Raw genomic sequence first — 16,733 nt, 5'->3', positions numbered from 1 at the left:
TACCTAGGTATTAATTTGACTAATAAGCCCATAAATCGGTGCAATAATTGCTAGCATGATACCTCCAACAAGCAAACCTACCACCACTAGTAGTATTGGTTCCAGCAAAGCAATAAAGGTTTTGAGTGTGCGGCTAACTTGGTTTGAAAAGTATGTGCTTAGTTCGCGAAAGGTTGTTTCCAGTGTACCGGATTGTTCGGCGGTTTGCATGAGTCTTATCATGACTGGAGGTATTACGTCTTTATCGAGCGTGCGCAAATCGGTAGACATTGGCTTGCCGGCTTCGACATTTTTTGCCATGTGATCAACCGCTCTAGAAATGTCTTTTTTTAGTACAGATGCTTTGGCAAGTGCCAGACCCTCGGATGCGGTTATCCCAGAGCTAAGCAACAAACCCATACTGCGGGTAAACCGCGCCAGATCAATCTCGCGACCCAATTTCTTAAACCCCGGCAAGCTAAGTAGCATATTGGCCATAGCGTGTTTTTTAGTCTTAATTAAGAGAATAAGCAGTGTCACGATAAGAACCGTACCAAGCCCGACAAAGATAAGGTTGTTAGTAAAAAAGGCTGACATTTGTATCAGCACGCGTGTAGCGAGTGGCAACTCAACGTTCAAGCCTAGGAAAACCTCTGATATGCGCGGTATGACGAAAGTTAGTATAAGTATCATAACAGCGGCCAGTATCCCCATGACGAAGGCCGGATACATGAGGCTGGCTTTAATCTTGTCGTTAAAAGCAAGTTCTTTGCGGATGTTTTTGGTGACGTCCTCCAGGGTTTCAACTAAGGTTCCGGACTCTTCACCGGCGGCAATTAAGTTTATAGTAACTGCATCAAATGATTTGGGCATTTTCTTCATAGCAACCGATAGGGAGCGGCCTTCATGAAGCTCATCACGGAACATATTTAGTGCGTTGCGTGAAGCACCCTTATTATCTTCCAGAAGCGAGTCAACCGCCTCAGAGAGAGATATACCGGCGTGTAGCATAGTAGTAATATTACCCAGAATCTCCAGTTTGTCTTTACCCGATAGCGTCACACTCATGCTCTAGTTGCCCTTAATATTTCCTCAAGCGTGGTAATGCCTGAGCGTACTTTTTTCATTCCATCATCCATCATGGTGGTCATGCCTTCTTTGACAGCTGCAGCGGTGATAGCCTCCGAGCTCGCCTTGTCGGTAATTAGTTTCTGGATAGCAGGAGAAACTTCCAAAACCTCAAATACGCCAACGCGGCCGCTGTATCCTGTTTCGTGGCAGGCACCACAGCCCTTGCCTCGGTACACTCTAACTGAGCCGGTCGCGCCAAAATGTCGGGATACTGTCGCCGGGTCGAGCGCGGCTAGTTGTTTTGCGGACACGTCGTCACCGCTCCAACCAGTTTTGGTTCGAGTAAGTTCTAAACTAGCCTTACAACGGTCGCATATTTTTCTAACCAGTCTTTGGGCAATAATTACGTTTACGCTTGTGGCGGCCAAGAAAGGCTCGATCTTCATATCAATCAGACGCGGTAACGTGGTTGCTGCATCATTGGTGTGCATAGTAGAGAGCACTAAGTGGCCAGTCATGGCCGAATTAATTGCAATATTGGCTGTCTCTTCATCTCTAATTTCACCGACGTAAATAATGTCAGGATCTTGTCTTAAAATTGAGCGAAGTCCATTGGCAAAAGACAGATTGGCCTTTGGGTTAGCTTGGATTTGATTCACACCCTTGAGTTCGTATTCTACCGGGTCTTCAATAGTAGCGATATTTTTTTCGCGGACGTTTAGAATTTTTAATATGGCATACATGCTTGTGGTTTTACCGGAACCCGTCGGACCAGTAGAAAGCACCATACCGTACGGTTTAGCAAAACCGTCGCGTACCTTTTTAAGGTCGGCTTCTTGCATACCTAAATCTGTTAGCCCAAATTGGCGCATATGTGATGCCAGCAAGCGCAGAACGGCCTTTTCGCCACCAATCACCGGGACAATCGAAACGCGTATATCGACGTCTTTTTCGTCGACTGTCACTCTGGTTCGACCATCTTGGGCGCTAAAGTGTTCGTCAGTACGCAATCGAGCCAGTACTTTTATACGGGTTACAACTTGGTCGTGCAATCTTCGTGGTAATTTAACGACATCGTGCAGTACACCGTCAATCCGAAACCGCACATATGATTCCTCTCTGGTAGGTTCTACGTGGATATCAGATGCTTGGTTAGTAAAAGCGTATTCAATGATAGTTTCAACAATATGAGCAACTGGTAAATCGCCCCCCTGGCCTTTTTGCTGCAACATATCCTTAAAAACGGACTGCATTTTTTCTTTGTATAACCGGAGCGTTGAGCTCACGTCTTGCTCGGTTACGTAGTACAAGCGGAACTTTTCGGCTCCAGCTTTTTTGGTTAAATTGGCAAACAAGGTCTGGTTATCCGGTTCTGAGGTACCAATCTTTAGCTCCCCGTCTTTGAGCTCAAAGGTTATTACCCGGAACTTCTCGGCCGTTTCCTTGGGGGTTATTTTCAATATCTCTTCTGGAATATTCAATTGCCCAAGAGTAATAAAGGGCAGCTTATACGAATAGGCGATTAATTTACCGAGGTTCTCATCGGTCATTAATTCGGATCGTTGTAGAGACTCATAAAGTGAAATACCACTGGTGGTGGCATTATCTTGAGCTTTCTTTAGATCATCAGCTGAAACATAATCCAGCTCACTGATGAGCTTTACAAGTTGTTTGTCACTGATTTGCATGTTATCCCACCCATACCTCGATCTTTGTCTTTCACGGTTTTAAGCAATTGCGCTACGATGCCTCTAGATTTGTCTATAACAAAGAATTAACTTTGTCTACCAACGACTCCATAGTCATGTCGCTTTTTATAATGTAGTCTGTTGCCCCCAGAGACTTAGCTTTATCCATGTCTTCTTTTTGGCCTAAATTGGATGTCACGATAATCGGCAAGTCTTTTAAATTGTCTTGGCCGCGGACTTCTTTTAGTACGGCAAAACCATCTTTGCGTGGCATTACCAGGTCAAGCAACATAATATCAGGTACACTGGTTTTGAGCTTTTCGATAGCTTCTTCTCCATCAGAAGCGGTATCAGTCTCAAACCCTGCTTTGGTTAGTTTAGCACGGTAAGCACTTGTTAGGAACTTGTCATCTTCTACGACTAAAATCTTGGCCATAGCTTACAATCCCTTCTTTTGTTTCTTTTCTTTTTTAACAAAAGAATCAACAGTCTCAATAATTTCGTCTAATCGATGCTCAGCCTTGAGTATATATTTCTTTGCTCCTAATCCCAGTATAGTGTGGACTTTTTCTGGGCCGGCAGAGTTACTTACTACAATAACCGGTATATCCTCCCACTCCTTCTTTTCTTTCATGGTTTCCATGAAGGTTAGGCCGTCGATATCGCCGAGATAATAATCAAGCCATATAACATCGGGCAAAGAATCAAAGTTACCAAGGTAATCGATAGCTTGCTTGCCTGAAGAACACGACACCACCTGATAGCCGGTTGCGCGTAGTTTCTTGCCTATTGCTTGGAGGAGCAGCGTTTCGTCCTCGACCACCATAATGGTAGCGGCTGGAATTTTCATGGTTCTACTGTATCACACAACCAGGGTATTCATGTAGTGGTTAGTAGTGTTCGGCTAGCTTTCTAGAACTGACTTCAAGGATGGGTCTACGCTAAACTCTTCGGCGATTGTTTCCCGAAGTGATTGACGATCGAACTGGCGGACTGGCTCGTGTTCAATAAGATATCGTTCGATGTCCAAGTAGACCCGCACGAGCGTCGATTGCTCGGTTTTGGATAACTCACGGGTATGGTTCATTTGGGCAGTTATCTCGCGAACCGGATCGAGTATGGGGTCGATGTCTGCCGGATCGGTCGCAAGCTTGGATGTATAGGTTATGACATCTAGCAACGAAAGACCCTTATCGCTAACCGTGGGTTTGTCGGCCGGTGCTTTTGAGGCGGTCAACAGGCTAAACTCGTAACCGGCTCGGATGAGAAGCAAGCCTGTTATTATGAGCGGTATAATTGCAAGACTAAAATCGGGATACCAGTCACCCGGTACGTAAATTTCGTTGGGTTGCCCAACATTTTCGTAGCGAGAGGTCACGAATACGAGCAAAACAAACACGTAGTGAACGCCGGTTAATGCAATCATTATCATTGATCGGTAGAGCCACTTCATAGCTGGTTTATAGGAGTCGCTGATTTTTTCGGTTATTTTGAAAAATAACAAAGCTGTGGCAAGCGCATTGCTAGATACCCAGACGACTAACCCAACCGATAATTTAATTGAAGCTGTATCAAGCCAATTATCCGGATTATGGGGCAAAAAATAACTTAACCCAGCGAGTGCAGTTGCTGTTAATATGATAAGCGTAGGCGAGTTTAGGACCGTTTGTAGTTTGAGTATTTTAGCTATCCTACGCGCCCCAAAATACATAAACAATGCTGCAAGTACGTAGGGAATCATAAACGCCCCGCTATTAACGATGAGCCAAAAATTAAAAACAGTTGCAATAGGTATTTGTATTTGGGCAATTGCGAACAAAATAACACCGACACAGAACACTACGTAGGCTTTCTTTATGGTCGTACGGAAACTTTTTAGTGCACTTAGGTAAAATGGTACGGCTCCGAACATAAGCAGTGTTGCGGCTACCGAAAGACCAGCTGTTACCGGCACGCCCTTGTCTGGTGGCTGGTTCCAGAATAAAACGAGCGCCAAAAAACCAAACAGAAAAGAAACCAGTATAGTCAATGTTGCGATTTTGCGTAGAGCTGCCTCGTTTTTTGCTAACGGCATACGCACTTCCCTCCTTATGGCTTCAGGCTATGATTATGCGGTATTTTAAACAATTGTCCAGTGGTTTATATTGTTATGCTTTGTGTTTCTCGTTAGGAGGCAGTTTATCCCAAAAAGCTTTATCGGAGTGATCCTGTAGATTAAATGTCGTCTCTATATATTGACGTAGACCTGACACCGTGAATGAACGTAAGTTTTCTTGAGTGGTAAGGTACTCCTCAATAGCGAGATATGTATCTTTTAGTTTATCTAGTTGTTGCGTAGTAAAACTCGTCTGTTTCTCGGATTCTGAACTGATTTCCCGTACAGTATCAAGTAGAACGTCTATATCACTCGGGTTAGATACTAGATTTGCACTAAACAGTACAATGTCTAGTCCCAAAAAATTACTCGGTTTGATTTTCTCAGATGACTCGACAATTTTTGTAAACCAAAAACCGGCTAGCAAGAAAAACAGACTGCTGAAAAAGAAGGGCGATGAAATTATATTGTAGTCATAAAACCAATTACCCTCCGATAAATACAAGTAAGTAGCCAGATAAAAGAGTGCCGAGGGTAGCATTGCTAAGAACGCCCAAAATAGCCACCCCATTGTAGCTCTGTAGGCGCTGCTGGTTTTCTGTTTAATAGTGTACGCAAGCCCGGCACAAAATACCTCAAAAACCATGTCGTAAGTTATTAGTGCGATGGTAGCCAGCAACACAGCTTCCGGTAGCGTAGAATCTGTTCGAGGCAGGAGTATAACGAACATACTGGTGGCAATGGCGGTGAGAATAAGTAAAGGCACCGAAGACCACGGAGTTTTAATACGGAGTAAAGTCGAAATTTTGCGCATTCCCCAAAACATTAAAATAACAGACAATATAAACGGAATACCGCTCAGTCCTGACTCTACGATTGCCCAATCTTCGGTAAGAATTACGTACGGAATCTGAGCTTGGCCGAGGCTGAGCAAAAATACGCCGGCTCCAAGTGTGGCGTAGTGTATTTTGAGTTTATTCGAGAAGTTGCGAAGCCCTGTAATGAATAGCGCGATTGCGCCGATATTAAGCACAAGCGGTAAGACACCGATTATGAGAGCAACTTGCGAAGAGGTTGCTTCGCCACGAAAAGCGTACAACGAGATAAATACGCTAGCTACGGCAGCGACGCTGGTTAAAAGTAAGATAATTTTTGGTATGTTTATGCTGATTTTGTTCATAATTTTTTAATCTAGTGAAACTTCCCCTTCCTTGGCTTGCATGCCGCTCATCGGCAAAGTAAACCAAAATGTAGTCCCCTTACCTTCCTCGCTTTCAAACCAAATTTTGCCGCCTGATGATTCGACAATTGACTTGACCAGATACATGCCCAGCCCATTACCGTCAGTTTCAATCTTAACAATATTCTCAGCCCGGAAAAATTTTTGGAATACTTTTTTATGCTGAGCCTTGGGTATCCCGTATCCGTTATCGGTGACTTGCGAAATGATATGGTCGTCTTTGCGTGATATAAACACCGAAATTTCACCGCCCTTAGGGGTATATTTAATGGCGTTGGTTAGCAGGTTGAGATACACCTGGCGAACCAGTTTGGGGTCTATGTTAATTTTGGGAAGATTTTTATGAGCGCTTATTAGTAGTTTCTGTTCTTTCTCATCGGCGCGTTGTTTGAGCTCGGTAACTATGCTGTTGACCAGCTGGCTCAAGTCGGTTGGGACTGGGTCGATAATGATACGACCCGACTCAATACGTGAAATGTTAAGTAGTGAGTTGACTAGTTCAATCATACGATCAGTTGAATCGTAAATATTTTGCGCAAACTCAGACTGTTCTTTTTTTAGCTTGCCAGCATCGCCGGCCAAAAGCATTTCAGAGAACCATTTTATAGCCGATAAGGGGGTGCGTAACTGGTGGGACGCCAACGATATAAACTCTGTCTTCATGCGGTCAACCTCACGGTCTTTGGTAACGTCACGTAGCACAATAATCGCACCATGTGTTTCTCCGTCAACTTCAACCGGACTGACACTTACGTTAATATCAAGTTTATGTTTTGAGGCTAGCTTAACGCTATAAACGTCTTCGATAATCGAGCTTGATTTTAGTGCTTGTTGCACTGGATGCTGTTTCTTATCTATGTCGTGACCATCAACGCCCTTCAGTTCCAATACGTGGTCAATATTTGATCCAACCAGCTTGTCCTCGCTCTCTATATGCAGCAGTTCAACAGCGTTGTCGTTAATAAGAACGATCTCTTCTTTTTTATCGACGGCAATCATGCCTTCACTCATGCTTTTCAGGAGAGCTTCATCACGACGTTTCTCTAGTGCAATACGTTGGTATGAATCACGCAAGCGCACCGCCATCTGGTTGAAAGCATTTTCTACTTGACCGATCTCGTCTTCCGATTCTACGGGAATAGGCCGGGAAAAGTCACCGCTGGCAATACGATCCGCGCCAGTTTTAATGTTTGTTAGCCGCCTAACAATCAACATGCCAGCTAATAGGCTGGCGATAACAGTAACCAGTACCGGCAGCATTGCGGCAATAATCGATTGCCTGGCAAGTTCAGTCGTCTCACTGTCAACGCTACGTCGGTCTTCTGACAAGTTGTCCATCTCGAGAGATATGCTGTCGCTAATCAAATCGTTGAACTGCGCTTGAGTCTGGCGTAATTGCTGCAGCGGGAGTTGATTGTTCACTACTAGAGTAGCTTGTCGGTAAAAGTTATCCAGCAGGCTTTCTGTATCGCTAATATTAACTACATGAATGTTGCCGCGTTGATTTTGTATGCTGCGGTTAAACAATTCAACGTCTTGTTGTGCTTTTATTTTATTTTGCTCTATGGCTTGGAGTTTTTCATCCTCGGAAACGCTATCCAAACTAATAAATGCAACGGTAGAAGATACGCCGTGGCGCAGGTCGTGAAGCGTTTGAACACGTTGCACGTTGTTATTAATTACTGAGTCGAAAACCTGTTGGGTGCGCGACACAGCGGCATACTGGAATGAAACAGCAATAATAGCAAGTCCAGCGATAGCCACCACTAAGATAGCAAACAGCTTTCGTAATGACTTATTTTTCATAACTAATCTTTAGATTAAGTTTATTTGAATGCCTAGATTGATAAAGGTGAGATAAGTTGCATACAGCTTGTTGCGTTTGCTTGTTAACGGGTAGCTTTTTGTCATGCATTGCTATCATTTTATACGTAATTGCTCCAAAGCGTAAGTTTTTTACGGTCGTTTTAACAACTAATAAGTATTGTCGCTCGTGGTTGTTAAAAGAGACTTGCGCTGTTAGCTAGAATTATCCATCTAATCGTTCTCTTTAGTGATGAGTTCGTTAATTTTTACGCCAGTTTGCTCGAATACAGCGTCACGAAGACGTTTTTTGTCGAGTTTTTGCAGCTTATCATCGTTAATAAGATAGTTCTCGAGCACTTTATAGACCGAGAGCAACCGTTTCTCTGCCTCGGCAGACGGCTGTTCGCCAGGTTTTAGCTGGGAGGTGATGCTTCGAACCGTATCGAGTTTGGGGTCGATTTCGCGGTTATCACTGGCTAGAGACGAGATATAGACTATAACGTCAAGAATTGACGACTCTTGGTCGCTACTTTGTTTTGGTTTATATCCCAGTAACTCTTCACTGGTATCATCTTTGGTGATGTTTTTAAGTTGACCAATCCGGCTAAAGCTATAACCGGCACGCATAAACAGCCAGCTGCTTACTATGAACAACACAGCGGTAACGGTATAGTTGTAATACCAGTGATTAAGAGGTAATGTTAATAGCACGATACTATATGGCACGGCAACTAAAAAGGCCGCTAACATGGCTTTATAGAACCACCTTAGTGATGTTTGATAAATTTTGCCGATGACCTTCTTGATTTTAAGCAGACCCCAGGCACCAAAAGCAAACACTACTGCATTGAATGTATTGACGGTTAAAGATATAACGTGTGATTGGTGTTCGATGGGTTTGTCAACATACGGGATGAACGAGAATAGTATGCTTGCTATTACCCAGACTGCAAGTAAGGCGAGCCAAGATGTTGCTAGTCCCTTTATGTTTAACAGGCGTGCAAAACGGCGTACACCGGCAAACAATAACGCGCCGGAGGCAAGATAAGGTATAAGAATCCCGCCGCTGGTAATCCATTCTCGCAGTCCAAATAATTTAACGATTGCCAGTTGCATAACGGCGATACCTAGTACCACCATTCCGGTACTAATTAGTATGTATGCAATGCGTTGTTTTGACTTGAAATATTTTATACCAGCCAAAAAATAATACGCCGCCCCAAAATGGAATAATGTTGGCAACAGAGCAACCATAAACGAAAATTTGACTGCAGTTGATGGGTTTGTAACAAGTACATAGCTAAGCAGACTTAAAATAACCATTGTGCTGGTTATCGCCCAAAATATTATTTTTGAATTACTGTCCATGGCTTTGGCTTCCATAGTACTATCTCCATGATTTACAAAATAGAAATTACCGCAATTTAACCTTATGCACAATTGTAGCAGATTGCGCTCCGATTAGTAACATAACGTGTATCTAAGGCTACTAAAACCAATGGATGCATAACAATGACCTAAACGCGCCAGACGTCTGGCGCGTTTACTTTTTATGTCTATTTTATTGTTTCAGGCGGCCATAAACTCTTTTTTAAACAATAAAAAAATCGGGCAGTATTTGCATAAGCTGATTGGTATAATAAGTTTATGAAATGGCTTTGTTATAGCATTATTCTGCTTTGCCTGATGGTGACTGGCGTGCTTGCTCAAGTAGTGACGGCCGAAGACCAGCCCGTCTATCAGTTGGAGTTAAACGATGATATTAAAGCTGGCACAGTGTTAGACGTACAGCGAGCTATTAACCAAGCTTCAGAAGCTGACGCTAGCCATTTAATTATCTCCCTAGAAACGCCAGGCGGCTTGCTCCAGTCAACCCGCAGTATTGTGGAGGCGATAACCGCTAGTGAGGTGCCGGTGGTTGTTTATGTAAATCAGCCGGGTGGCTGGGCATATTCTGCGGGGACCATTATTCTCTTGGCGGCCGATGAAGCTATTGTGCATCCAAATGCTTCAATTGGTGCGGCACAACCTTTCTCCCCCGATGGCGGTAACGAAATCCAGGATGAAAAAGTCCAGGAGGCCACGGTCTCATGGGTTCGCGGTTTAGCTGAAGAGCGTGGTCGTAACGCCGATATTGCGGAGCAGTTCGTGTCGGAAAATCTAACCCTGCGTGGTAGTGAGGCTTTGGAAGCTGGTGTTATTGATATGACAGCAACCGATATCTCCGAGGTTCTGACATATCTGGACGTGAGCGGCGCGAACCTGGTAACTATAGAACCTACTTTGACCGGACAAGTCCTCAATACTTTATCTGATCCGTTTTTGGTGTCATTATTTTTGTCACTTGGCGCTCTTGCTTTAGTGTTTGCAGTGCGTTCTGGTGAGTTTGAAATCTCGGCGGCGGTTGGACTAGTGCTACTGCTGATAGGTCTTTGGGGTATAGGTATTATTGAGTTTACGTTCTTAGGTATTGGCCTACTTGTTATAGGTGCAATCTTGGTTGCCATTGAAGTGTTTGATCAGCCGGGTTTTGGTATTTTTGGTATTGGCGGTATGGTTGCCATTTTCGCTGGTGTGCTGACATTGAGCCAAGAACCGTTTTATTCCCCGAATATCATAAGCTTGTCCGGTATCATAACGCTACTTACCTTACTGTCGGCAGTTGTTGCCTTTGCGTTTATTAGTCGAGCATTGGTGCGGACAATTAAAACCACGCCGGTAAGCGGTAGTGAGGCAATGATTGGCCAAGAAGCTGTCGTGACCGAGAAACTGACTCCCCGTGGACGGGTAAATATTAATGGTAAAAGCTGGCTAGCTGAGCAGAAAAAAGGTGTGAAAAGTCGTGCAGCCAAAGGCGTCAAGGTGTATATTATAGGTATCAAGGGTAATACCGTGATTGTTGATAACGTTAAACCACGTAAGAGGGAGTAAACCATGGCTGATTTGTTTGTATCACTTTTTTGGCTGATTATTTTAGCGGTCGCTGTGTTGCCAGCGGCGATTCGTATTACAAATGAGTATGAACGCGGGGTTATTTTCCGGCTTGGCCGGTTTGCGGGCGTCAAAGGCCCCGGTTTGTTCTTTATTATTCCGATTATTGATCGTATGGTAAAGGTTGATTTGCGTGTAGTTACCATGGACGTCCCGCCGCAAGAGGTTATAAGTGAAGACAATGTGCCTATAAAGGTTGACGCGGTGGTGTACTTTAAAGTTTCTGACCCACAGAAAGCGACGATTGATATCGAGAACTTTCGGATGGCAACTTCACAAGTGTCGCAAACAACCTTGCGTACTGTTACCGGTTCGTCAAGCTTGGATGAGATTTTGACCAATCGCGAAAAGGTCAATCAACGCCTCCATAGTATTATCGATCAAGCCACAGATCCGTGGGGTATTAAAGTCACTTCGGTTGAAGTAAAACACGTCGAGATCCCATCCAATATGCAGCGGGCTATTGCCAAGCAGGCAGAAGCCGAGCGGATGCGCCGAGCTAAAATTATCTTGGCTGAAGGCGAGTATCAGGCGTCAGATAAGCTCCGTCAAGCTGGTGAAGTACTTAACGCCTCCCCTATTGCACTAAGGTACTTGGAAACCTTGACCGACGCTGCCAAAGAACCAAATACTACAATATTATTCCCTATGGAAATGATCAGTTTTGTTAATGATCTGCTAGAGAAGCCCAAGAAGAAATAGTTCATAGTTGACAGTTAAGTTTGTGCTGTTTTATAAGGCTTGACTTTCAAATTTTGGTGTGTAGTATAAGTCTTTGTGCCTAGAGCTATGTGAGGTAGCAGGCTGCTATGACCGGCATCGTCAGTAGCGTGACGTCCGGAAATTAAGTATGAAGCAAACCAAATTTTAGGAGGGTTAAGTATTATGCGTATGACCGCATTTTTGGCGGGGATATTTTTATGTGTGCTAATTTTTATGGCACACACTCAGAGTGCACAAGCGCTCACACCACTTGAAACAGTGACGAAAGACGAAACACCAAGCAAAATCCGAGAGTTAGCGGTTTTGGATGTACGTGAGAATCGCCGCCAGGATGATTCATCAGAAAACAAGCCAGAGCCGGTTAAGTACAAAGTACAGGAAGACGATTCGCTAAGTAAAATCGCCAAACGTTATGACACAAGTTGGCGGCGGTTATTTGATAAAAACACACATTTGGAACATCCGGATATCATAAAGGTAGATGAAACTATTGTTATCCCTAAAGAAGACGAAGAACTAGAGGAACGCGAATTGCCCTCTCCGCCTATTACTACAGATATTTCACAGGAGCCATCGCGTTCAAGTGTCCCGCAGCCAAGCTCGACAGCTGAACAATCAACCGCTTCGAGTCGATCTGTCTCAAGCACCAGTACCGCCCGTGGGTCGGCCAGTGGTAACTTATATACCTATGGTTATTGTACGTGGCATGTAAAAAACTTACGGCCTGATTTGCCAAACAACCTCGGCAACGCCAACACGTGGGTTGCACGAGCAAGAGCTCAAGGTTTACCAACCGGCTCAACGCCGCGGGTTGGTGCTGTCGGTCAACAAGGTATGCACGTGGTGTACGTTAAACAAGTACACAATAATGGCACAGTAACGGTGAGTGAGATGAACTTTAAGGGTTGGAATGTCACCAGTTCACGTACAGTAGCCGCTAGTAACTTTACATATATCTACTAAATAAAAAAGCGTGCTATTTTTCTTGGCGGCGTATAGTAACGGTGCCGAGTAGTAGTACACCGATTCCAAAAGCTAACACTACTAGCAGGTTAATGGTTAGATCAGCTGTCCAGTTGGCGTGTTGTGCAACTTCCCGCATGGCATCAACAGAATACGTCAAAGGCAATAAATTAGAAATCCTTTCTAGCCCGCTGGCCATTTGATCACGTGGCACAAACAGGCCGCACAACAAGACTTGCGGCATCAAAATAGGCATTACTAGCTGGACTGCCTGGAACTCGTTGCGGGCAAAAGCACTCACAAACAAACCAAGTGCGGTTCCAAGAAAGGCGGCAAAAAACGAGGTTACCAGTACCAGGCCTAGTCCACCAGCTACGCTAACGTCCAGTACGGTAAGAGTGTAAATAGTTACGATGGCTGCCTGAACCAGCCCGACAATAGAAAACGCTAGTGCATAACCAAACACAAAATCCAGTTTAGAGATAGGTTGGGTCATGAGTCTGTCCAGGGTGCCCGATGTACGTTCTCGCAGTGTTGCGATTGACGTAATTAAAAACATAATAAACAGCGGGAATATTCCAAGAAGCAGCGGAGCCGTCATCTGATAGATATGTGGCTGCCCATCAAACAAAAACTTTAGTATAGTCATGAGGAGTATTGGCACGCCAATCACCAATATCATCGTTCGCGGGTCGTGACGTAATTGTTGGAGCACGCGTCTAGTAGTGGCGAGTGTTCGTAAGGGGTTCATGTATTGCTCCTGACAAGTTTCAAAAAGCTTTCCTCTATTGTCTTAGTGTTGGTTTGACGTTTCATATTATCCGGAGTAGCGTGGGCGACAATTTTACCGTGTCTAATTAATAGTAAGTCGTCACAGCGCTCGGCTTCGTCCATCACATGGCTAGAAATAAGTAGAGTTAGCCCGCTTTCTGCCAGATTCCGAAACATTATCCAAAGCTCGTCGCGTAGTAACGGGTCAAGCCCGACTGTTGGTTCGTCGAGCACCAGCAATTTTGGCTTGCCGATCAATGCAATGGCAAGTGATACCCGTTGTTTTTGCCCTCCGGAAAGACTGCCAACTAGTTGCTTACTCTGCTGCTGTAGACTCATGGTATTAATAAACTCTTGGGTTTGTTGTTTAGCTTGTTGTCTTGGAAGGTTCATCATACGGGCAAAGTACTGCAGGTTTTGGGTGACTGTAAGGTCATAATAGGCTGAGACCTCTTGAGTTTTATAACTAACTTGACTCCTGAGGCTAGCCGAACCCGCCGGCTCATCGTATATAGTTATCGATCCGTCGGATATTTTTTGCCTACCGACTATGCTTCGGATGAGCGTTGTCTTGCCTGCTCCTGACGGGCCAATAATGCCGGTAATTTTGCCTTTTGGGATTTGAGCCGAAACATCATTTAGTGCCGTGAATGAATCAAAGTTAACTGATACATTACTGATATTAATTACTGAGTCATTCATAATTATATTTAAGTATAACCGGTTATTTTCACTACGACTAATACTAAGTTACAAATATGACGGCGTAGTCTACTCGTAAGCGAGTAGTGCAACCATCCCGCCGGCTACGTGGACGAGCTCGTGACAATGGAACATCCAATCACCTGGGTTGTCAGCGGTAAATTCGATATCGTAAATTTCGCCGGGCATCATGGGTTGGGTGTTGCGTTTTTGGATAGCCGCTACAGGCACATCATTTCCGTCCATAGCAACGACTTCAAATTGATGGCCATGCAGATGCATAGGGTGTATAGCACTTGAGCTGGCGTTAATCATGCGGACACGGACTCGGTCGCCTTCTGATACAGTTAATACTTCTGGTTCAGGAAATATTTTACCGTTTATTGGGTAGACGCCAGCTTCAGGTCGTTCACCAAGCATCATGATGAATTCTTTGTCGATTGGCGGCGAGTCAGCAGGTTCTATAACCAGTGGTCCGGATAGTCCCATGTCAACCTGCTGATGTTCGTCGCCGTGGTGCGAACCGTGCGAGTGATAAAATTTTGTCCCGGCTGGATCAGCGGTAAACTCATAAATAAACGTTTCGCCCGGTTCGACCGCAGCTTGGGTTACATTAGGCACACCGTCCATGGCATTTGGCACATCAACACCGTGCCAGTGTACGGTTGTGGCTACCGGCAGCTCATTTTTAAATATAACACGTACTTGGTCGCCTTCGGTGACACGTATTTGTGGTCCGGGTATTTGCCCGCCAAATGTCCACGATTCAAGCTGTACGCCATCGGCATATTCCCAGACAATATGTTCTGCGGTAAGTTCAAACTCTTTAACCCCATCGACTTCCTGGTAGTCTAGACGCTCAACGGCATCCTCAGCCGAGCGTATTGGTAGATCCCCTTCATATGGTTCTACTCCCCTATCAATTGAACCGCTGTGGTCGGTATGGAAGGTATTGTTCTCGTTACCGCTAGCATGCACGGTTATGACAGCCTCGTGTCCGTTATGGAACCGGCAATGAATACGGGTATCTTCAAGTGTTTGGGTAACCTCTAGGACAGTTTCTTCGCCGGGGTTTATAACCTCATCAAAACCAAGCTCGTCAACGGTCACGGAATGTCTAAGGTTGCCAACATTAGTGAATTTGATGGTATCGCCAACCGCCGCTTCTAGGTATCCGGCAGGTATTTCTGAACCCTGTTGCTCAAAGTACATTTCCCCGACGTGGACAGTAATTGTATTGGAGCCTGTGGCGTCCATAGAGTCATCGCCGTTTAAAAAGGTGGCGTATAGCTGAACCGCGAACGCCAGGGTAAGAATAAACAGAAGCGTACCAACAACTTTCACGTAGCGGCTTTTTAAAATCAGCTGGACAATGTCGTTTTGTTTAATGGAGTGGAACATAGCTAGTTTTGATAACCCCTGTTGTTAACGTAGGCTGTGCGATTGACCTTGTTATAACTGGATTCGGATGAAGCAGAGTCATCTCCGTTGTTAGTTATTAACATAAAACCAAGCGCGAACACGACAATCAAAGCGATGGTTATAAGGATTTTGTTTATCTTGGTTATTTTTTTCATACCTGGCGGCGTACTCTTGCTCAACGGAAATATACGTTTGCCGCGCAGCTCCGAGAATATTATCCAGTAGATACCTATATATCCGGTAAGAATAGCCCCAAAAACAAGTAATAGGTAGGCGTTTAGGATTAACAGGTAAGAAAAGTCAGTAACTTGCATAACTTTACCCAATATCAGAACAGTCACCCAGGATATGCCAGACAATCCGCCGGTTGAGGCAAGCAGCCACAGCTTGCTGCGGATTTCCTCGGAAGCCAAGCTTTTATCAGCGTGTCGTTGCAGTATCGGCAATATTTTTTTATGGAAGACTACGCCGTTTATGGTAAGTATGGCAACGATTGTCATCTTAACCCAAAATAGCTGGCTGCCATCGGATAAACTCAGGTAGTGCGGGTGTAAAGCAACGAGCGATAAGCCGCTTAGGATTAGGAGCCCTAAACCGGCAACAACAACCTTAGAGATTATCTCTATAAGCTGCAGCTGCCCTTTGGTTATGGTGCGATCCCAGATGCTTCGTAAAAACGTTGCGTCGGTTGTCAATGCCCCGCCAACACCGAGGGCGATACCGAGAACATGCAAAATGATCAGGTGTTCGGTGGCGCGTAGTCCGTGCATGTATGTTGGAAACGAACAGCATTATTTAACGGTAAGCTCTCTTCAGACAAGCGCGCGAAACCTTACCGACGTAAAACGGTTTAGCTAGAAACTGTCGCCCGCATCAGAGCTTATTGATTAGGGCTGCAACTTGTTAGTATTGCTGAGTTTTTGCGTGTAAAGGTTATACAGTGCTGCTGCTATAAATACAACCTGAAGAATAATGAAAACTATATCTCCAATTGCAATGCTGTATATCTCAAGCAACACGCCTCCGGTTATAAAACTATAGTTTTGCTTAGTCCTGTCGCTTGTAATATTCCGGCACCAGTCAACGAGTCAGCCCGAAACCGCCAGATAGCTGCATCATATCCATCTAAAAACAAACCTGTAGCAGTTGCTCGTTGGTATCTTTTACTATTTGATTTTAACCACAGTGTGAGCCTATTAAAAAGCCACGAATAGTCCGAAGTGATTTGCACCAAGCTAACACAATCCGCCACCGCTCGCCTCCAGTGTCATAGCAGAAATAC

The 16,733-nt window shown here is 44.6% G+C and carries 15 protein-coding genes; 3 read left to right on the top strand and 12 right to left on the bottom strand.

The annotated features are described in order from the left end of the window. Positions 1-3: 3 nt before the first annotated feature. From U5K77_00140 to U5K77_00105, 8 genes are all read right to left on the bottom strand, one after another. Positions 4-1,047 carry a type II secretion system F family protein gene (locus tag U5K77_00140; protein MDZ7744161.1) on the bottom strand — a complete coding sequence of 348 codons (1,044 nt, stop codon included), beginning with the start codon at positions 1,045-1,047 and terminating at the stop codon, positions 4-6. Beyond that, positions 1,044-2,738 (bottom strand): GspE/PulE family protein, encoded by a 1,695-nt coding sequence (locus tag U5K77_00135; GenBank protein ID MDZ7744160.1) that lies wholly within the window; start codon positions 2,736-2,738, stop codon positions 1,044-1,046. The genes U5K77_00140 and U5K77_00135 overlap by 4 nt, the downstream gene beginning before the upstream one ends. Positions 2,739-2,811: 73 nt before the next feature. Then, on the bottom strand, positions 2,812-3,174 hold the full coding sequence (locus U5K77_00130) for a response regulator (GenBank protein MDZ7744159.1): 363 nt from the start codon (positions 3,172-3,174) through the stop codon (positions 2,812-2,814). 3 nt (positions 3,175-3,177) lie between these two features. Further along, the gene (locus U5K77_00125; protein ID MDZ7744158.1) at positions 3,178-3,588 is read right to left on the bottom strand and encodes a response regulator; all 411 of its coding nucleotides are present in this window, start codon (positions 3,586-3,588) and stop codon (positions 3,178-3,180) included. Between the two features lie 54 nt (positions 3,589-3,642). Next, on the bottom strand, positions 3,643-4,812 hold the full coding sequence (locus U5K77_00120; protein ID MDZ7744157.1) for a hypothetical protein: 1,170 nt from the start codon (positions 4,810-4,812) through the stop codon (positions 3,643-3,645). 73 nt (positions 4,813-4,885) lie between these two features. Continuing rightward, positions 4,886-6,013: a hypothetical protein gene (locus tag U5K77_00115; protein MDZ7744156.1), complete on the bottom strand. Its 1,128-nt coding sequence runs from the start codon at positions 6,011-6,013 to the stop codon at positions 4,886-4,888. A 6-nt stretch (positions 6,014-6,019) separates the two neighbouring features. Continuing rightward, the gene (locus tag U5K77_00110; GenBank protein MDZ7744155.1) at positions 6,020-7,879 is read right to left on the bottom strand and encodes an ATP-binding protein; all 1,860 of its coding nucleotides are present in this window, start codon (positions 7,877-7,879) and stop codon (positions 6,020-6,022) included. A 231-nt stretch (positions 7,880-8,110) separates the two neighbouring features. Then, on the bottom strand, positions 8,111-9,262 hold the full coding sequence (locus U5K77_00105; protein ID MDZ7744154.1) for a hypothetical protein: 1,152 nt from the start codon (positions 9,260-9,262) through the stop codon (positions 8,111-8,113). A gap of 264 nt (positions 9,263-9,526) precedes the next feature. Here U5K77_00105 and U5K77_00100 point away from each other — a divergent pair, with 264 nt between their 5' ends. The 3 genes from U5K77_00100 (at position 9,527) to U5K77_00090 (ending at position 12,556) form a co-directional block, all read left to right on the top strand. Continuing rightward, positions 9,527-10,810, top strand: coding sequence for a nodulation protein NfeD (locus U5K77_00100; GenBank protein ID MDZ7744153.1), 1,284 nt, complete (start codon positions 9,527-9,529; stop codon positions 10,808-10,810). Between the two features lie 3 nt (positions 10,811-10,813). Next, on the top strand, positions 10,814-11,572 hold the full coding sequence (locus tag U5K77_00095) for a slipin family protein (protein ID MDZ7744152.1): 759 nt from the start codon (positions 10,814-10,816) through the stop codon (positions 11,570-11,572). A gap of 234 nt (positions 11,573-11,806) precedes the next feature. After that, a complete protein-coding gene (locus U5K77_00090) occupies positions 11,807-12,556 on the top strand; it encodes a LysM peptidoglycan-binding domain-containing protein (protein MDZ7744151.1) in 750 nt (249 codons plus the stop codon). A 13-nt stretch (positions 12,557-12,569) separates the two neighbouring features. Here U5K77_00090 and U5K77_00085 read toward each other — a convergent pair whose 3' ends face one another. The 4 genes from U5K77_00085 to U5K77_00070 all read right to left on the bottom strand — a co-directional run bounded on the left by U5K77_00085 (position 12,570) and on the right by U5K77_00070 (position 16,221). Then, positions 12,570-13,307: an ABC transporter permease gene (locus U5K77_00085; GenBank protein ID MDZ7744150.1), complete on the bottom strand. Its 738-nt coding sequence runs from the start codon at positions 13,305-13,307 to the stop codon at positions 12,570-12,572. After that, the gene (locus U5K77_00080) at positions 13,304-14,029 is read right to left on the bottom strand and encodes an ABC transporter ATP-binding protein (protein MDZ7744149.1); all 726 of its coding nucleotides are present in this window, start codon (positions 14,027-14,029) and stop codon (positions 13,304-13,306) included. Before U5K77_00080 ends, U5K77_00085 begins: the two co-directional genes overlap by 4 nt. A gap of 69 nt (positions 14,030-14,098) precedes the next feature. Continuing rightward, positions 14,099-15,430, bottom strand: a complete 1,332-nt coding sequence (locus U5K77_00075; GenBank protein ID MDZ7744148.1) for a multicopper oxidase domain-containing protein — start codon at positions 15,428-15,430, stop codon at positions 14,099-14,101. A gap of 2 nt (positions 15,431-15,432) precedes the next feature. Beyond that, entirely contained in the window at positions 15,433-16,221 is a 789-nt protein-coding gene (locus U5K77_00070; GenBank protein MDZ7744147.1) for a hypothetical protein, read from the bottom strand. Between the last annotated feature and the right edge of the window lie 512 nt (positions 16,222-16,733).

The sequence above is a fragment of the Candidatus Saccharibacteria bacterium genome, assembly GCA_034521515.1.
GTDB lineage: Bacteria > Patescibacteriota > Saccharimonadia > Saccharimonadales > JAXHMH01 > JAXHMH01.
The sequence above is the reverse complement of the archived record's forward strand: the minus strand, read 5'-3'. Positions and strand labels throughout refer to the sequence as shown.

Excerpts from the sequence above, each read along its gene's own strand:
- U5K77_00075 (MDZ7744148.1), bottom strand. The coding sequence starts at position 15,430 with ATGTTCCACTCCATTAAACAAAACGACATTGTCCAGCTGATTTTAAAA.
- U5K77_00130 (MDZ7744159.1), bottom strand. The coding sequence starts at position 3,174 with ATGGCCAAGATTTTAGTCGTAGAAGATGACAAGTTCCTAACAAGTGCT.
- U5K77_00080 (MDZ7744149.1), bottom strand. The coding sequence starts at position 14,029 with ATGAATGACTCAGTAATTAATATCAGTAATGTATCAGTTAACTTTGAT.
- U5K77_00140 (MDZ7744161.1), bottom strand. The coding sequence starts at position 1,047 with ATGAGTGTGACGCTATCGGGTAAAGACAAACTGGAGATTCTGGGTAAT.
- U5K77_00095 (MDZ7744152.1), top strand. The coding sequence starts at position 10,814 with ATGGCTGATTTGTTTGTATCACTTTTTTGGCTGATTATTTTAGCGGTC.
- U5K77_00085 (MDZ7744150.1), bottom strand. The coding sequence starts at position 13,307 with ATGAACCCCTTACGAACACTCGCCACTACTAGACGCGTGCTCCAACAA.
- U5K77_00110 (MDZ7744155.1), bottom strand. The coding sequence starts at position 7,879 with ATGAAAAATAAGTCATTACGAAAGCTGTTTGCTATCTTAGTGGTGGCT.
- U5K77_00120 (MDZ7744157.1), bottom strand. The coding sequence starts at position 4,812 with ATGCCGTTAGCAAAAAACGAGGCAGCTCTACGCAAAATCGCAACATTG.
- U5K77_00105 (MDZ7744154.1), bottom strand. The coding sequence starts at position 9,262 with ATGGAAGCCAAAGCCATGGACAGTAATTCAAAAATAATATTTTGGGCG.
- U5K77_00100 (MDZ7744153.1), top strand. The coding sequence starts at position 9,527 with ATGAAATGGCTTTGTTATAGCATTATTCTGCTTTGCCTGATGGTGACT.
- U5K77_00070 (MDZ7744147.1), bottom strand. The coding sequence starts at position 16,221 with ATGCACGGACTACGCGCCACCGAACACCTGATCATTTTGCATGTTCTC.
- U5K77_00090 (MDZ7744151.1), top strand. The coding sequence starts at position 11,807 with ATGGCACACACTCAGAGTGCACAAGCGCTCACACCACTTGAAACAGTG.
- U5K77_00115 (MDZ7744156.1), bottom strand. The coding sequence starts at position 6,013 with ATGAACAAAATCAGCATAAACATACCAAAAATTATCTTACTTTTAACC.
- U5K77_00135 (MDZ7744160.1), bottom strand. The coding sequence starts at position 2,738 with ATGCAAATCAGTGACAAACAACTTGTAAAGCTCATCAGTGAGCTGGAT.
- U5K77_00125 (MDZ7744158.1), bottom strand. The coding sequence starts at position 3,588 with ATGAAAATTCCAGCCGCTACCATTATGGTGGTCGAGGACGAAACGCTG.